General features: G+C 74.8%; 17 protein-coding genes. 16 read left to right on the forward strand and 1 reads right to left on the reverse strand.

Going from position 1 to position 15,320, the window contains the following annotated elements:
• The first annotated feature begins 102 nt into the window (after nucleotides 1-102).
• The 15 genes from AB0J08_RS04935 (at nucleotide 103) to AB0J08_RS05005 (ending at nucleotide 13,402) form a co-directional block, all read left to right on the forward strand.
• Complete coding sequence (locus AB0J08_RS04935) at nucleotides 103-477, forward strand: FKBP-type peptidyl-prolyl cis-trans isomerase (RefSeq protein WP_360626990.1); 375 nt, start codon at nucleotides 103-105, stop codon at nucleotides 475-477.
• Nucleotides 478-645: 168 nt separating this feature from the next.
• Entirely contained in the window at nucleotides 646-1,680 is a 1,035-nt protein-coding gene (locus tag AB0J08_RS04940) for a WYL domain-containing protein (RefSeq protein WP_360626993.1), read from the forward strand.
• Nucleotides 1,677-2,648 (forward strand): WYL domain-containing protein, encoded by a 972-nt coding sequence (locus tag AB0J08_RS04945; protein ID WP_360626996.1) that lies wholly within the window; start codon nucleotides 1,677-1,679, stop codon nucleotides 2,646-2,648. Before AB0J08_RS04940 ends, AB0J08_RS04945 begins: the two co-directional genes overlap by 4 nt.
• A 3-nt stretch (nucleotides 2,649-2,651) precedes the next feature.
• Nucleotides 2,652-2,894, forward strand: a complete 243-nt coding sequence (locus AB0J08_RS04950) for a hypothetical protein (RefSeq protein ID WP_360626999.1) — start codon at nucleotides 2,652-2,654, stop codon at nucleotides 2,892-2,894.
• 66 nt (nucleotides 2,895-2,960) lie between these two features.
• Nucleotides 2,961-3,137 carry a hypothetical protein gene (locus tag AB0J08_RS04955; RefSeq protein ID WP_360627002.1) on the forward strand — a complete coding sequence of 59 codons (177 nt, stop codon included), beginning with the start codon at nucleotides 2,961-2,963 and terminating at the stop codon, nucleotides 3,135-3,137.
• A 256-nt stretch (nucleotides 3,138-3,393) separates the two neighbouring features.
• Nucleotides 3,394-3,693, forward strand: a complete 300-nt coding sequence (gene tatA, locus AB0J08_RS04960; protein WP_360627005.1) for a Sec-independent protein translocase subunit TatA — start codon at nucleotides 3,394-3,396, stop codon at nucleotides 3,691-3,693.
• Between the two features lie 81 nt (nucleotides 3,694-3,774).
• Nucleotides 3,775-4,716, forward strand: a complete 942-nt coding sequence (gene tatC / locus AB0J08_RS04965; protein ID WP_360627008.1) for a twin-arginine translocase subunit TatC — start codon at nucleotides 3,775-3,777, stop codon at nucleotides 4,714-4,716.
• A gap of 133 nt (nucleotides 4,717-4,849) precedes the next feature.
• Nucleotides 4,850-6,019 carry an FAD-binding oxidoreductase gene (locus AB0J08_RS04970; RefSeq protein WP_360627011.1) on the forward strand — a complete coding sequence of 390 codons (1,170 nt, stop codon included), beginning with the start codon at nucleotides 4,850-4,852 and terminating at the stop codon, nucleotides 6,017-6,019.
• Nucleotides 6,020-6,118: 99 nt separating this feature from the next.
• A complete protein-coding gene (locus AB0J08_RS04975) occupies nucleotides 6,119-6,433 on the forward strand; it encodes a (2Fe-2S)-binding protein (RefSeq protein WP_360627014.1) in 315 nt (104 codons plus the stop codon).
• A gap of 112 nt (nucleotides 6,434-6,545) precedes the next feature.
• Nucleotides 6,546-7,922 (forward strand): NAD(P)/FAD-dependent oxidoreductase, encoded by a 1,377-nt coding sequence (locus AB0J08_RS04980; RefSeq protein WP_360627346.1) that lies wholly within the window; start codon nucleotides 6,546-6,548, stop codon nucleotides 7,920-7,922.
• A gap of 73 nt (nucleotides 7,923-7,995) precedes the next feature.
• Nucleotides 7,996-8,904 carry a dihydrodipicolinate synthase family protein gene (locus AB0J08_RS04985; RefSeq protein ID WP_360627017.1) on the forward strand — a complete coding sequence of 303 codons (909 nt, stop codon included), beginning with the start codon at nucleotides 7,996-7,998 and terminating at the stop codon, nucleotides 8,902-8,904.
• 88 nt (nucleotides 8,905-8,992) lie between these two features.
• Nucleotides 8,993-9,997: a proline racemase family protein gene (locus tag AB0J08_RS04990; RefSeq protein ID WP_360627020.1), complete on the forward strand. Its 1,005-nt coding sequence runs from the start codon at nucleotides 8,993-8,995 to the stop codon at nucleotides 9,995-9,997.
• Nucleotides 9,998-10,020: 23 nt separating this feature from the next.
• Nucleotides 10,021-11,394: an aldehyde dehydrogenase family protein gene (locus AB0J08_RS04995; RefSeq protein ID WP_360627349.1), complete on the forward strand. Its 1,374-nt coding sequence runs from the start codon at nucleotides 10,021-10,023 to the stop codon at nucleotides 11,392-11,394.
• On the forward strand, nucleotides 11,394-12,422 hold the full coding sequence (locus tag AB0J08_RS05000) for a proline racemase family protein (RefSeq protein WP_360627023.1): 1,029 nt from the start codon (nucleotides 11,394-11,396) through the stop codon (nucleotides 12,420-12,422). Before AB0J08_RS04995 ends, AB0J08_RS05000 begins: the two co-directional genes overlap by 1 nt.
• Before the next feature lie 92 nt (nucleotides 12,423-12,514).
• The gene (locus AB0J08_RS05005) at nucleotides 12,515-13,402 is read left to right on the forward strand and encodes an ornithine cyclodeaminase family protein (RefSeq protein WP_360627352.1); all 888 of its coding nucleotides are present in this window, start codon (nucleotides 12,515-12,517) and stop codon (nucleotides 13,400-13,402) included.
• Between the two features lie 267 nt (nucleotides 13,403-13,669).
• On the opposite strand, the gene AB0J08_RS05010 is transcribed toward AB0J08_RS05005, so the two are convergent.
• Nucleotides 13,670-14,248 carry a TetR/AcrR family transcriptional regulator gene (locus AB0J08_RS05010; protein WP_360627025.1) on the reverse strand — a complete coding sequence of 193 codons (579 nt, stop codon included), beginning with the start codon at nucleotides 14,246-14,248 and terminating at the stop codon, nucleotides 13,670-13,672.
• Nucleotides 14,249-14,602: 354 nt separating this feature from the next.
• Here AB0J08_RS05010 and AB0J08_RS05015 point away from each other — a divergent pair, with 354 nt between their 5' ends.
• Nucleotides 14,603-15,313, forward strand: a complete 711-nt coding sequence (locus AB0J08_RS05015; RefSeq protein ID WP_360627028.1) for a GntR family transcriptional regulator — start codon at nucleotides 14,603-14,605, stop codon at nucleotides 15,311-15,313.
• Nucleotides 15,314-15,320: the final 7 nt, after the last annotated feature.

A 15,320-nucleotide genomic window follows, 5' to 3' on the forward strand; every position in this document is an offset into this window, starting at 1 on the left:
CGCACGGGCGGCGGGCGCCCGTACCGTGGTCCGGGCAACGGACCGGGGCGCGGGCGCCCGCCGCCGGGTCATGAACCGAACCAACCGCGAGAAGAGGCAGTAGTGAGCAACAAGACGAAGCCGGAGATCGACTTCCCGGGCGGCGACGCGCCCACCGAGCTGCAGATCCGCGACATCGAGGTCGGCACCGGCGAGGAGGCCAAGCCGGGCCAGGTCGTCGAGGTGCACTACGTCGGTGTCACCTTCGCCTCCGGCGAGGAGTTCGACGCCAGCTGGAACCGCGGCAGCAGCTTCAAGTTCCCGCTCGGCGCCGGCCGCGTCATCAAGGGCTGGGACCAGGGCGTCGTCGGCATGAAGGTCGGCGGCCGCCGCGAGCTGATCATCCCGGCGCACCTGGCGTACGGCAACCAGTCGCCGACCCCGCTCATCCCGGCCGGCTCGACGCTGATCTTCGTCGTCGACCTGCTGGGCGTCTGAGCCGGTCGTGACCCAGGGCCGCACCCCCACCCCGGGGGTGCGGCCCCACGCGTTCACGGACTCGGCTTTTGCAGTGCGTACCGCTACCGGTACGGTCGGTCCCGCCGGGTCGACCACCGCCCGGCGGGCGCACCCCGCGCGCGGCGCGGCACACCGGAAGGGTCAGCGATGGCGATCGCCAAGGCAGAGCGGCTGATGAATCTCGCCCTGTGCCTGATGAACACCAGACGGCCGCTCTCCAAGAAGGAGCTGCGGGAATCCATCGAGGCGTACCGCGAGGCCTGGCAGAACAGCAGCGAGGACGCCTTCAACCGGATGTTCGAGCGGGACAAGGACGACCTGCGCGAACTCGGTCTGGTCATCGACGTCGACGAGAACGCCCTCGACGGCGAACTCGGCTACCTCGCCCGCGCCGACCGCAACCGCCTGCCGGAGATCGCCCTCGACGCCGAGGAGGCCGCCGCGCTCACCCTCGCCGCCCGGGTCTGGCAGCAGGCCAAGATGTCCGGCGCGGCCAGCGGCGCCCTGCAGAAGCTGCGTGCCGCCGGTGTCCCGTTCACCGAGACCGAGGGCCGCACCGCCCTCGAACCACGGATCCCCGCGCGCGAGACCGCGTTCGAACCGCTGCTCACCGCCGCCCGCGACCGCCGCCCGGTCACCTTCGAGTACCGCAAGGCCGGTGCCGCCGCCGTCGAGCAGCGCACCGTGGAGCCCTGGGCCCTGGAGTGCTGGCGCGGCCACTGGTACCTGGCCGGCTGGGACCGCGACCGCGCCGACGCCCGGGTCTTCCGGCTCAGCCGGATCACCGGCAAGGTCCGCACCCGGTCCGGCGCCTTCCTCGGCAGCGTCCCCGAGCACGTCGACGTCCGGGCCACCGTCGCCAAGTTCGCCGGCGAGGGCGCCACCGCGACCGCGGTCGTCAAGGTCCGCCGCGGCGCCGGCTTCCCGCTGCGCACCAAGGCGCTCAGCACCCTTGCGCAGGATCCGGCCGGGGGGACCCCCGGCGTGGACGAGGAGTGGGACGTGCTGGAGATCCCGTACGGCAACGGGCTCGGCGCCGACCTCGCCGAGTTCGGGCCGGACGTGCTGGTGCTCGGCCCGGAGGAGCTGCGCTCCGACGTGATCGAGCGGCTGCGCGCGGTGGCCGGGGCGGGCGCCGTCGACGGCGCCGCGGTGGAGAGCGCTGAAGGAGTGCGGGCATGAGCAACGCGATCGACCAGACCCGGCGGATGCTGTCGCTGGTCACCTACCTGCGCGAGCGGCCCGGCGCCGAGGTGGCCGAGGTGGCCCGGGCCTTCGGCATCACCGAGCGCGAGCTGATCGGCGACCTCAACGTCCTGCCGATGTGCGGCACCAGCTTCCGCGGCGGCGACCTGCTCGACATCGACACCGACGGTGAGCGGATCTGGTGGCACAACGTCGACGACGTCGCCCAGCCACTGCGGCTGGCCGCCGACGAGGCGACCGCGCTGCTGGTCGCCGCCCGCGCGGTGGCGGGCCTGCCCGGTCTGCGGGCCGGTGACCGGGAGGCGCTCACCCGGGCCGTCGCCAAGATCGAGAACGCCGCCGGGGACAGCGCCGAGGGCAGCGCCCGGGTCGGCGTCACCTTCGAGGCGGAGAGCCACGTCTTCGCCGACATCGACCGCGCGCTCAGCGAGGGCCGGCGGCTCTGGCTGCGCTACTACTCGCACGGGCGCGGCGGCATGACCGAGCGCGAGGTCGACCCGATCCGGCTGCTCACCGAGGGCCACACCTACCTTGAGGCCTGGTGCCGGACCTCCGAGGACCACCGGATGTTCCGGCTCGACCGGGTCGCCGAGATCCGGGTGCTGGACGTCCCCTCCGACCCGCCCAGGCGTGAGCCGCGCGACCTCTCCGGCGGGCTGGTCAACCCGTCCGCGAACGACCCCGAGGTGGTCGTCGAGGTGTCCTCCGGCGGGCGCTGGGTGGCCGAGTACTACACCCACGACCGCGCCGAGGAACTGCCGGACGGCGGGCTGCGGATCACCCTGCGCAGCGCCGACCCGTCCCAGCTGCGCCCGCTGGCGTTGCGGCTGGGCCGGGACGGGCGGATCGTCTCGCCGCCGGCGCTCGCCGAGCAGGCGCGGTCGGCGGCGCTGGAGGCGCTGGCCGCCTACCAGGAGACGGCCGGCGGGCAGGGGCAGGTCTGAGCCGTGGAGCCGGGTACCAGATTCAAGGTCTACTGCTCGCAGTGCCGGGAGAAGGTGGAGCTGCCCGCGGAGGAGTTCCGCCTCACCCTCGGGCGGACGCCGGCCCAGGCGCACTACAGCTTCGGCTGCCCGCTCTGCGGGGCCTCGGTCCGCAAGCAGGCGGGGGAGAAGATCGTGTCGGCGCTGACCGGCGCCGGGGTGCGGACGATGCGGTTGGTGCCGGCCGGGGGTTCCACCCAGGGCTGAGCGCCGGGCCGGGCTGAGCGCCGGTCGGGGACGGCCGGGCCCGGGCCGGCGGATAGGGTGGTGGCCATGTCCTGGATGCTCGTCGCCGCCGTCCTGCTCGCTACCGCCGGTCTGCTGGTCCTCGGCGTCCTCGCGATCCGGCTCTGGCTGGACGTGCGGACGCTGGCCGGGGGAGTGGACGAGGCCTCCCGGGCGCTGGCCGAGGCGGCCGGCGATCTCGCGGCGGCGGTTCCCGGGCGCTGAGCGGTTCGCCGGTGGCAGGCCGCCGGCGGTGGGCCGCGGCGGTCGCCGCCGGTCCCCGGCGGCGGTCAGGGGCACCTCAGGGGTACGGGGGCTGCTGCCCGGAGGTTCCGGCGGGTTACGCTCTCAGATGGCTCCTGAAAGTGCGACCGGGGCCGCTGTCCTGTTCGGGCGGCCGTCGTCAGGGCGTCATCCGCAGCGGTTACCATCCCCGCAGCGGGCGGCCCGCCGGTGCCGCCATGACTGAAGGTGGTCGAACATGCGGATCTCGCCGACCGCGATCCTGGTGATCGTGGTTCTTGCCATTCTGCTCTTCGGCGCCAAGCGACTGCCCGATCTGGCGCGTTCGCTCGGCCAGTCGATGCGGATCCTGAAGAGCGAGACCAAGGCGATGCGTTCGGACGGTGCCGCGGACGAGAGCGCGCCGGCCCAGCCCGCGCCCGCCGTGGCGGCGGAGACCGCCAAGACGATCCAGGCCGCCCCGGGGGCGACCGGGACGGCCCGGCCGGTGGCCGAGCAGCCCGCGGGGACGGCGACGGACGGCGGCGGCCCGCGTTGAGCGCTCCGCGACGCGCGTGACGCACGCGACCACTGAGGCCCGTCGACCGGCGGGCCTCGACGCACGAGTTGAGGACCGGGGTTGAGCAAGCTCTCCAAGGCGCCGAATGCGCCCAAGGATCCTGAAGGGCGGATGGCCCTCGCCGACCACCTGCGGGAACTGCGGAACCGCGTGGTCAAGTCGGTCCTGGCGATCGTGGTCGTCACGATCGTGGCGGCGGTCTACCACAAGCAGCTCGAGGACTTCCTGCTGAAGCCGCTGCCGCACTGTACGCCGGAGACCGCCAGCCAGTTCCACGGTAAGTGCGCTCAGGTCAGCAACATCGGTCTGACCGCCGGTTTCACCTGGATGCTCAAGGTGGCGCTGACGGCCGGTGTGGTCGCGGCCGTGCCGGTCTGGCTCTACCAGGTCTGGGCCTTCGTCGCGCCGGGCCTGCACCGGCACGAGAAGAAGTACACGATCATCTTCATGGCCTGCGGGGCGCCGCTCTTCCTGGCCGGCGTGACCTGCGCCATCCTGGTGCTGCCGACCACGGTGGACGTGCTGATCTCGTTCACCCCGAACAACACCACGCCGATCCTGCCGCCCGAGGACTACCTCGACATCGCCACCCGGATGGTGCTGGTCTTCGGCGTGGCCTTCGAGTTCCCGCTGCTGCTGGTGATGCTGAACATGGTCGGCATGGTCACCGGCAAGCGACTGCTCGGCTGGTGGCGCGGCATGGTGCTGGGCATCACCGTGTTCGCCGCCTTCGCGACGCCGAGCGCCGAGCCCGTCAGCATGCTGGTGCTGGCCGCGCCGATCTGGGCGCTGTACTTCGTCGCGGTCGGGGTCGCCATCGTGAACGACCGGCGCAAGGCCCGCCGCAACCCGGACCTCGGGCTGGACGACGAGGAGGCCTCGCACCTGGACCTCTCGGTGCAGCCGGTGGCCGGGGCCGAGGCCGTGGAGGCCTCCCACGCGCCGGTGGCCAGTGCGCCGGTGCCGGCCGCCCGGCACGAGCAGATGGACGACATCACGTGATCCGGTGAACCACCTCGCAACCCCGGCCCGCCGCTTCCCGGCGGGCCGGGGTTTTTGCATGGGTTTGCGCGTGGAGGGGGCCGGCCGGTGGGGCACTCTTGGCAGGCGCGATGGCATGTGACATATTACTGCCGTGTCCAAGCCTCAGAGACCTCTCCTGGATGTCGTCGTGGTCGGCGCCGGCGTGGTCGGCGCCGCCTGCGCCTACTACGCGGCCCGAGCCGGGCTCGCCGTCGCCGTCATCGACCGCGGTCCGGTCGCGGGCGGTACCACCGGCGCCGGGGAGGGCAACCTGCTGGTCTCCGACAAGGAGCCAGGGCCCGAGCTCGACCTCGCGCTGCTCTCCACCCGGCTCTGGCGGGAACTCGCCGAGGAGTTCGGCACCGCCGTCGAGTACGAGCCCAAGGGCGGCCTGGTGGTGGCCGGTACCCCGGCCCGCCAGGACGCCCTGCGCGCCTTCGCCGCCGATCAGGCGACGGTCGGCGTCACCGCCGAGGAGATCCCCGGCGAGCGGCTGCGCGAGCTCGAGCCGCACCTCGCGCCCGGGCTGGCGGGCGGGTTCCACTACCCGCAGGACGCCCAGGTCCAGCCCGCCCTGGCCGCCGCGCACCTGCTGCGCGCCGCCCGCCGCGAGGGCGCCGTGCTGTACACCGGCGAGACCGTCCTGGGGGTGACCGTCGGCCCGGACGGCGCCGTGCGTGGTGTCGTCACCGACCGGCGCCGGCTGGCGGCGCCCGCCGTGGTCAACGCCGCCGGCACCTGGGGCGGCGAGCTGGCCGCGCTGGCTGGGGTGCACCTGCCGGTGCTGCCCCGGCGGGGCTTCGTCCTGGTGACCGAGCCGCTGCCGCGGATCGTCCGGCGCAAGGTCTACGCCGCCGACTACGTCGCGGACGTGGCCAGCGGTTCGGCCGCGCTGCAGACCTCGGCGGTGGTCGAGGGGACTCCCGGCGGCCCGGTGCTGATCGGCGCCAGCCGGGAACGGGTCGGCTTCGACCGGACCCTCTCGGTGGAGGTGCTGCACCGGCTCGCCGCGCAGGCCGCGGCGCTCTTCCCGGTCCTCGCCGACGTCAGTGTGCTCCGTGCCTACCGGGGCTTTCGCCCGTACCTGCCGGACCACCTGCCCGCGATCGGCGCCGACCCGCGGGTGCCGGGGCTCCATCACGCCTGCGGCCACGAGGGTGCGGGCATCGGGCTGGCCCCGGCGACCGGGCTGCTGATCACCGAGCAGCTCACCGGCAAGCAGCCGGAGCTGGACCTCGCGCCGTTCCGGCCGGACCGGTTTCCCGCCGACGGCTCCGGCTGAGCTTTGCAAAGTGCGAGAAACGCTTTGCAAAGACATCGCCCGCCCCGGTGCGACCTGATGATCGCACCAGCCCCACCACCGGAACGGAGAACCCCAGTCATGCGCCGAACCCCCGCCGAGCTGGTCGGGGCGGTACCCGGCCCCGCCCACACCATCGACTTCGACGGACGGCCGGTGCCCGCTCTGCCCGGGCAGTCGATCGCCGCCGCGCTCTGGGCCGACGGCGTGCTGGCCTGGCGCACCACCCGGGTCGGCGGCAGGCCGCGCGGGGCGTTCTGCGGGATCGGCGCCTGCTTCGACTGCCTGGCCGTCGTGGACGGCCGCCCCAACCAGCGCACCTGTCTGCTGCCGGCCGAGCCCGGCACCGTCGTCACCACCCAGGAGGGCAACGGCCGTGCCGACCTCGCCGTCTGAACCGTTCAAGCCGACCGAGCCGACCGGGGGGGCAGGGCCGACCACGCCGACCGAGTCGACCGAGGCGTCCGGGGCGACCGGGCTCGGCGGCCACCGCCCCTACGACCTGGCCGTGATCGGCGCCGGCCCGGCGGGTCTCGCCGCGGCCGTGGCCGCCGCCGACCTCGGACTGCGCTGCGCCCTGCTCGACGCCGGCCCGCGCACCGGCGGCCAGTACTACCGCCACCCCGCCCCCGGCCTGGGCGCCACCCGCCCCGACCGGCTGCACCACGGCTGGTCCGTCTACACCGGCCTGGCCGACCGGCTCGCGGTGCACCGCGGGACCGGGCGGGTCGACCTGCTGGCCGGCCACCAGGTCTGGGCGCTGGAACGTCCGGGCGACACCGGCTGGGCGGTGCACGCCACGCTGGGGCCGGAGGCCGCCGACCGGGCGACCGTCCGGGCCGCCGCGGTCCTGCTGGCCACCGGCGCGTACGAGCGGCAGCTGCCGTTCCCCGGCTGGACGCTGCCCGGGGTGGTCACCGCCGGTGGGGCGCAGGCCATGCTCAAGTCCGGCCTGGTGCTGCCGGGCCGGCGGATCGTGGTGGCCGGCAGCGGGCCGCTGCTGCTCGCGGCGGCCTCCTCGCTGGTCACCGCGGGGGCGCAGGTGCCGGCCGTGGTCGAGGCCACCGACTACCTCGGCTACGCGCGGCGCCCCGACGTGCTGGCCGCCGTTCCGGCCAAGCTCGTCGAGGGCGCCGGGCACGGCGCCGCACTGCTGCGCCACGGAGTCCGGCTGCGCCGCCGCAGCGCCGTGATCGAGGCGCACGGCACCGACCGGGTCACGGCCGTCACCGTCGCCCGGCTGGACGCGGACTGGCGGCCGGTGCCCGGTACCGAGCGCCGGATCGCCTGTGACGCGCTCGCCGTCGGCCACGGCCTGCTGCCGCAGATCGAGCTGGCCACCGAGCTGGGCGCCGGGACCAGGACGACGGCCGACGGTACGGTCGCGCTCGCGGTGGACTCGCGGTTGCGCACCACCCTCCCCGGCCTCTGGGCGGCCGGCGAGACCTGCGGCGTCGGCGGGGCCGACCTGGCGATCGCCGAGGGCGAGCTGGCCGCGCACGCGGTCGCCGGTGCGCCGGCCCGCACCGCCCTGCTGCGCCGCCGCTCCCGGCTGCGCGCCTTCGCCGAGCTGATGGCGGCGGCGCACCGGCCCGGTCCCGGCTGGACGCGGTGGCTGCGTCCGGACACCGATGTCTGCCGCTGCGAGGAAGTTCCGGTGGCCAGGATCACCGAGGCCGTGGAGGAGCTCGGCGCCGGCGATGCGCGGACCGTCAAGCTGCTCACCCGGGCCGGGATGGGCTGGTGCCAGGGCCGGATGTGCGGTCCGGCGGTGGCCTGCCTCTCCGGCGCCGGCGACGGGCGGGCGGACAGCCGTCCCCTGTCCTGCCCCGTCCCCCTCTCGCAGCTCGCGGCCGGCCCCGGAACCGGACTGCCGCCGTCCTGAACCCGCGGCGCGGGGCCACTTGTCTCCGCCCGCGCCTTCTAATAAAATGTCACACCTCACCAAGGAGTCATCTGTGTCCAACACCCCCCGCGACACCACCCGGCCCTGGCGCGGCATCATGGTCGCCACCACGATCCCGCTGCGCCCGGACCTCTCCGTCGACTACGACGCCTACGCCGACCACGTCCGCTGGCTGATCGACTCGGGCTGTGACGGCGTCGTCCCCAACGGCTCGCTGGGCGAGTACCAGACCCTCACCGCCGAGGAGCGGGCCCGGGTCGTCGAGGTCGCGGTCGAGGCCGCCGGTGACGGGTCCCGGGTCATGCCGGGCGTGGCCGCCTACGGCAGCGCCGAGTCCCGCCGCTGGACCGAGCAGGCCGCCGAGGCCGGCGCCGGCTCCGTCCTGCTGCTGCCGCCGAACGCCTACCGCGCCGACCACGACGCCGTCCGGGCCCACTACGCCGAGGTGGCCAAGGCCGGTCTGCCGATCGTCGCGTACAACAACCCGTACGACACCAAGGTCGACCTCGTACCCTCGCTGCTGGCGCAGCTGCACGGCGACGGCTCGATCGTCGCCGTCAAGGAGTTCAGCGGCGATGTCCGCCGGGCGTACGAGATCGCCGAGCTGGCCCCCGGGCTGGACCTGCTGATCGGCGCCGACGACGTACTGCTGGAGCTGGCCCTGGCCGGCGCGGTCGGCTGGATCGCCGGCTACCCGAACGCGCTGCCGGCCGCCAGCGTCGCCCTGTACCAGGCGGCCGTCGCGCACGACCTGGACGTCGCGCTGCCGCTCTACAAGGCGCTGCACTCGCTGCTGCGCTGGGACTCCAAGACCGAGTTCGTCCAGGCGATCAAGCTCTCGATGGACATCGCCGGCCGCCCGGGCGGGCCCACCCGCGACCCGCGGCTGCCGCTCAACCCGGAGATCGAGGCGGCCGTCCGCGCGGCCACCGAGAAGGCGCTGGCCGAGGGTCTCGGGTAACCGACACCGCTGCCATCGGGTGCGGCCGGCTGCTGGGGCAGCCGGCCCGGCCCACCACCCCACCCACCCCGACGGGAGCCGCAACCACATGCGCAGCCGCCACGTGTTCCACGCCGTCGACTCGCACACCGAGGGCATGCCGACCAGGGTCGTCACCGGTGGATTCGGCGTCATCCCGGGCGCCACCATGGCCGAGCGCCGCGTGCACTTCCAGCAGCACCTCGACCACTTCCGGACGCTGCTGATGTACGAGCCGCGCGGCCACGCCGCGATGAGCGGTGCGATCCTGCAGCCCCCGACGCGCCCGGACGCCGACTTCGGGGTGCTCTACATCGAGGTCTCCGGCTTGCTGCCGATGTGCGGCCACGGCACCATCGGCGTGGCCACCGTGCTGGTCGAGACCGGCATGGTGCCGGTGGTCGAGCCGGTCACCACCGTGCGGCTGGACACCCCCGCCGGGCTGGTGATCGCCGAGGTCCGGGTCGAGGACGGCGCCGCCACCGCGGTGACCATCCGCAACGTGCCCTCGTACGCCGCCGCCCTGGACCGCAAGATCGAGGTGCCCGGGTACGGCACGGTCGGCTACGACCTCGCCTACGGCGGCAACTTCTACGCCATCCTGCCGCTCGCCGAGTTCGGGCTGCCGTTCGAGCGCGAGCGCAAGCAGGACATCCTGGACGCCGGTCTGGCCCTGATGGACGCCATCAACGCCGGCCCGGACCGGCCGGTGCACCCCGAGGACCCGTCGATCCACAGCTGCCACCACGTCCAGCTGCTCGCCCCCGGCTCGACCGCCGAGCACTCCCGGCACGCGATGGCCATCCACCCCGGCTGGTTCGACCGTTCGCCCTGCGGCACCGGCACCTCCGCCCGGATGGCCCAGCTGCACGCCCGGGGCGAACTCCCGCTCGGACGGGACTTCCGCAACGACTCCTTCATCGGGACGACCTTCACCGGCCGCCTGGTCGAGGAGACCGAGGTGGCCGGGCGGCCCGCCGTCGTGCCCACCGTCACCGGACGGGCCTGGGTCACCGGCACCGCCCAGTACTTCCTGGACCCGAGCGACCCGTTCCCGGCCGGGTTCCTGCTCTGAACTCCCTTGAACACCCTGAAGGGCTGCCTGCTGTGACGATCCTTTCGTACAACCCCGCCGATCCCGAGGACCTCGTGGTCGAGGTCGAAGCGCCCGGTATCGAGGCCGTCCGGACCGCCGTCGCGCGGGCCCGGGCCGCGCAGGCCGGGTGGCTCGCCGCCGGTGCCGGCGCCCGCTCCGCCGCGCTCACCCGGATCGCCGAGCTGGTCGAGGCGAACGCCGACGAGCTGACGGCGCTGGTCGTCCGTGAGGTCGGCAAGCCGCTCGCCGAGGCGCGCGGCGAGGTCGCCCGCACCGCCGCGATCTGGCGCTACTACGCGCAGGCGCCGTTCGCGGCCTCCGGAGCCGTGCACGAGACCGCCGCCGGGCCCGGGCTGCTGCTCACCCGCCGTCGCCCGTACGGGGTGGCCGGGCTGATCACGCCGTGGAACTTCCCGCTCGCGATCCCCACCTGGAAGGCCGCCCCGGCGCTGGCCGTCGGCAACTCGGTGGTGCTCAAGCCGTCCTCGGAGGCGGTCGGCTGCGCGCTGCGGCTGGCCGAACTGGTCGCCGAGGCCGGTCTGCCCGCGGACGTCTTCACCGTGCTGCCGGGCGGTGGCGCGGAGGGCGGCGAGCTGGTCGGTGCCGCCGACGTGGTCTCGTTCACCGGTTCCACCGGCGTGGGCCGACAGGTGGTCCGGACCGCCACCGAGCGCGGCATCCCGGTCCAGGCCGAACTCGGCGGACTGAACGCGGCACTGGTCCTTCCGGACGCCGACATCGAGCAGGCCGCCGGCCACCTGGCCGCCGCGATCGCCGGGTACGCCGGGCAGAAGTGCACCGCCACCAGCCGGGTGATCGCCGTCGGCGCGGCGTACGAGCCGCTGAGGGCCGCACTGGTGAAGGCACTGGCCCAGGTCGACGACACGTCCTGCGGGCCGCTGATCAGCGCGGCCACCCGGGACGAGATCACCGCGGCCGTCGCCTCGGCCCGCGACGCCGGTGCCGAGGTGCTGACCGGCGGCGGCGTGCCGGAGCGGACCGGCTGGTACCTCGACCCGACCCTGGTCGCCGACGTGCCGCAGGGCCACCCGCTGCGGCGTGAGGAGTTCTTCGGCCCGATCGCCGTGCTGCACGCGGCGGCCGACCTGGACGAGGCGATCGCGCTCGCCAACGAGACCCCGTACACGCTGTCCGCCTCGGTGCACACCCGTGACCTGGACGTCGCGCTCGCCGCCGCCGACCGGTTGGACGCGGGCATGATCCGGGTCAACGCGCCCTCCAGCGGGGTCGACTTCCACCTGCCGTTCGGCGGCGCCAAGGGTGCCAGCCACGGTGAGCGCGAGCAGGGCCAGGCGGCGCTGGACTTCTACACCGCCAGTCGCACCATCACCCTGCTGCCGGCGGGGAGTGCCTGATGGACGTCCGGACCGTGGACTACCACGTGGCCGGTGAACCGTTCCGGATCGTTCTCGACGGGACGCCGGCCATCCCCGGTGACACGGTCGCCGAGCGGCGCGCCGTCGCGATCGGCGCGGGTGGCACGGCCACCGCGCCCCGGCCGGGCGCGCTCGACGAGGTGCGGCGGCTGCTCGTCCGCGAGCCGCGCGGGCACGCCGGGATGTACGGCGGGTTCCTGGTGCCGGCGGACGACGACGAGGCGCACCTCGGGGTGCTCTTCTGGCACAAGGACGGCTACTCCACCGCGTGCGGCCACGGCACCATCGCGCTCGGTGCCTGGGCGGTCGACTCCGGGCTGGTCCGGGCCCCGGACGACGGGGTGGCCCGGGTACGGATCGACGTCCCGTCCGGGCGGGTCACCGCCACCGTCCACCGCGCCGGCGGGCGGACCACCGGGGTGACCTTCCGCAACGTGCCGGCCGTCGTCAGCGCGCGGAAGCTGCCCGTGCAGACCTCGCGCGGCACCGTCGAGGTGGCCGTCGCGCACGCGGGCGCCTGCTACGCCTCGGTGCCGGCCGCCGCGCTCGGGCTCACCGTCGAGACCGCGCTGCTGCCCGAACTCACCGCCGTCGGGCGGGAGATCCGCGCCGCCCTAGCCGACTCGCCGGCCGTCCGGCACCCGAGCGACCCGCGGCTCTCGGGCGTCTACGGGGTGATCCTGTACGACGAACTGCCCGACGACGGAGCCGGGCCCGTCCAGCGCAACGTCACCGTCTTCGCCGACGGGCAGATCGACCGCTCGCCCTGCGGCTCCGGCACGTCGGCGCGCCTGGCCGTGCTCGCCGCCGAGGGGCGGCTGGCACCGGGCGAGGAACTGCGCCACGAGTCGGTGATCGGGACGGTGTTCACCGGCCGGGTGCTCCCCGGCGGCGACCCGCTCGGCGCCGGCGTGGTCACCGAGGTCACCGGTACCGCCCACCGCACCGGCGAGCACGCCTTCCTGCTCGACCCGGACGACACGCTGGGGACGGGGTTCCTGCTGTGACCCCCTCCCGCTCCGAACCCCTCCTGCTGCCCGGCGCGTCGGCTGAGCCGCTCCAGTACGCCGCGCCGGGCGTCGGTCCGGTCCACGAGTCGTTGAGCCCGGCCGGGGCGGCCGACGCGATCGAGCGGGCGCTGCTGGCCGGGCTGGACCCGGAGGCCGGGCCCGCCCGGTCGGCGGTCCCGGTGCCGGCGGGCGAGCTGCTGCTGATGCCCGCGGCCACGGCCGAGTACGCCGGGGTGAAGATCGCCGGGGTGGCCCCCGGGAACGCTGCCCTCGGCCTGCCCCGGATCACCGGCAGCTACCTGCTGCTGGACGGCCCGACGCTGCAGCCGGTCGCCCTGCTCGACGGCGCGGCGCTCACCACGCTGCGCACGCCCGCCGTCACGGCCGTCGCGATGCGCCGGCTGGCCGCGCCGGACGCCGCGCACCTCGTCCTGTTCGGGGCCGGCCCGCAGGCCTACGGGCACCTGGACGCGCTGCTCGCCGTCCGGCCGCTGACCAGGGTCACCGTGGTGGCCCGCAGGGAGGCGCCCGCCGAGGCGCTGGCCGGGCACGCGCGCCGGCTCGGGCTGTCGGCCTCGGTGGGCACGGCGTCCGCCGTGGCCGAGGCGGACCTGGTGGTCTGCTGCACCACCGCCCGCACCCCGCTGTTCGACGGTGCGCTGGTGCCCGACCACGCCGCGGTGGCGGCGGTCGGCTCGCACGAGCCGCAGGCGCGGGAGGTGGACGCCGTGCTGGTCGGCCGGGCCGCACTCTACGTCGAGGCCCGGGCGGCCGCGCTGCGGGAGGCGGGGGACCTGCTGATGGCGGGCGTCACCGGGGCCGACGCGCTCTGGAACCTGGCCGAGCTGGTGCGCGGCGAGGTGCCGGTACCGAGCGACCGGCCGCGCTTCTTCAAGAGCGTCGGGATGGCCTGGCAGGACCTCGCCGTCGCGGCGGAGATCCACCGGCGGGGCCGGGCGGAGGGGCTGCCCGGGTAGCCGGCGGGCCGGTCGTCCAGGAGGTGCCCCGGCCGGCGGGCGTGTGTGCGCACGCGGCGATCGGCCCGGTCGGGGGCGCTGCGGCTCCGGTGGGGGAGCCGGTGCGGGCGGCCGGTGCGGAGGGCGGGTTTCGACGCCCACGTCCGTCACCTCGGGCCGTGGGCGATCGTCGTGGGGGTGGGCCGAAGCTGCGGCCGGCGTGGTGGGACGGGATCCCCGGCCACGCCGGCCGCTTTCGTGTGCCCGGCGCGCATTGTCGGACAAGGCCTAGCAGTAGCTGCGGACCAGCCGGGCCAGGTGCTTGCCGGCGAGGTGCAATGGCTCCTCGCTGCGGGCCACCTGGGCGGTCAGTTCGGCGCCCTCCAGGGTGCTGACGACGGTGGCGGCGAGTTCGCGGGCGTCGTCCGCGCCGAGGCCGGCCGCCAGCAGCTTCTCCGCGACGACGGCGCGCCAGTGCGTGAACGCCTCGGCGACGGCCTGCTCGATCACGGGCGCGCGGCCGATCGTCTCCAGCGCGGTACTGGTGATCGGGCAGCCGTCCTGCCAGTCGGACTCGCGCAGGCCCGTGGCGAGGAGCCCGGTGCAGGCCGTCATCGCCTCGGCCGGATCGTCCGCGGCGGCCAGGCCGGCGCGGAGCAGCTCGGCGAACTCCCGGTCGCTGTGGCGGATCGCCTCGGCGGCCAACTCCTGCTTGCCGCCCGGGAAGAAGTGGTAGACGGAGCCGAGGGTGGCCTCCGCCTCGCGCGAGATCTGCTTGATCCCGGTGCCCTCGTAGCCTTGGCGCTGCAACAGCCGGGAGGTGGACCGGACGATCCGCTCGCGGGTGCCGGTGGTCGTCGTCTTCACGGGCCGAGTCTAGCCGCGCAACTGAATAGAGCGTTCGTTACAGCGCTCTGCCGGCTTCCTCTTCTGGGGGGACTGCGCGCTGCCCGCACTGGTGGTCGAGACCTTCCGGCGCGGTGTCGCGGCCGGGTGCGGCGCGTCCGGCTCGACCCGTCTGATCGAGCTGTTCAAGAAGGCGTAGCCGGGCGGTCCGCCGTGGATGTGCCGCCGGCCGTTGCGACGGCCGGCGGCCGCTGTCACCATGGGCCCGCCGGGAGAACGCGGCCGGCGACGAATGGTCCGAGTAACGGAATGTTGCACACTCAACGTAACGTGACATTGTACGCTGGTGTTCTGCGACCCACCCGGAGGAACACCATGGCCGACCTCAAACCCCGCACCCTGATCTCCGTCCAGGAGCGGCTGCGCGACCAGGTCGCCCACGCCCTCCGGGCCGCGCTGATCTCCGGCGAGCTGCGCCCCGGTGTGGTGTACTCCGCGCCCGCGCTCGCCGCCGACTTCGGCGTCTCCGCCACCCCCGTCCGCGAGGCGATGCTCGACCTCGCCCGCGAGGGCCTGGTGGAGGCCGTCCGCAACAAGGGCTTCCGGGTCACCGAGCTGACCGAGCGCGACCTCGACGACTTCACCGAGATCCGCGCCCTGATCGAGGTCCCGACCATCGGCCGGGTCACCCGCACCGCCACCGCCGAGCAGTTGGACGCGCTGCGCCCGCAGGCGGAGGCGATCGTGGCCGCCGCCCGCAAGCACGACCTGATCGGCTACCTGGAGGCCGACCGGCAGTTCCACCTGGACCTGCTCGGCCTAGCCGGCAACGCCCGCCTGGTCGAGGTCGTCGGCGACCTGCGCAAGCGCTCCCGGCTCTACGGCCTCAACCGCCTCGACCAGCGCGGCGAGCTGGTCTCCTCCGCCGAGGAGCACCTGGAACTGCTCGACCTGATGCTCGCCGGCGATGCGGAGGCCGCTGAGGCCTGCATGTCCCGCCACCTCGGCCACGTCCGCTCGCTCTGGGCCGCCGGCCAGGAGGAGACCGAGGAGGCCCGCCCGGCGCTGCGGCTGCGGGCGCGGTAGGACTCGG

Origin of the sequence: Kitasatospora sp. NPDC050463 (genome assembly GCF_040655255.1) — a bacterium.
Lineage (GTDB): Bacteria > Actinomycetota > Actinomycetes > Streptomycetales > Streptomycetaceae > Kitasatospora.

Coding starts and splice junctions, on each gene's coding strand:
- tatA (WP_360627005.1), top strand. CDS start 3,394: ATGCGGATCTCGCCGACCGCGATCCTGGTGATCGTGGTTCTTGCCATT.
- AB0J08_RS05000 (WP_360627023.1), top strand. CDS start 11,394: ATGGACGTCCGGACCGTGGACTACCACGTGGCCGGTGAACCGTTCCGG.
- AB0J08_RS04940 (WP_360626993.1), top strand. CDS start 646: ATGGCGATCGCCAAGGCAGAGCGGCTGATGAATCTCGCCCTGTGCCTG.
- AB0J08_RS04990 (WP_360627020.1), top strand. CDS start 8,993: ATGCGCAGCCGCCACGTGTTCCACGCCGTCGACTCGCACACCGAGGGC.
- AB0J08_RS04955 (WP_360627002.1), top strand. CDS start 2,961: ATGTCCTGGATGCTCGTCGCCGCCGTCCTGCTCGCTACCGCCGGTCTG.
- AB0J08_RS04975 (WP_360627014.1), top strand. CDS start 6,119: ATGCGCCGAACCCCCGCCGAGCTGGTCGGGGCGGTACCCGGCCCCGCC.
- AB0J08_RS04945 (WP_360626996.1), top strand. CDS start 1,677: ATGAGCAACGCGATCGACCAGACCCGGCGGATGCTGTCGCTGGTCACC.
- AB0J08_RS05015 (WP_360627028.1), top strand. CDS start 14,603: ATGGCCGACCTCAAACCCCGCACCCTGATCTCCGTCCAGGAGCGGCTG.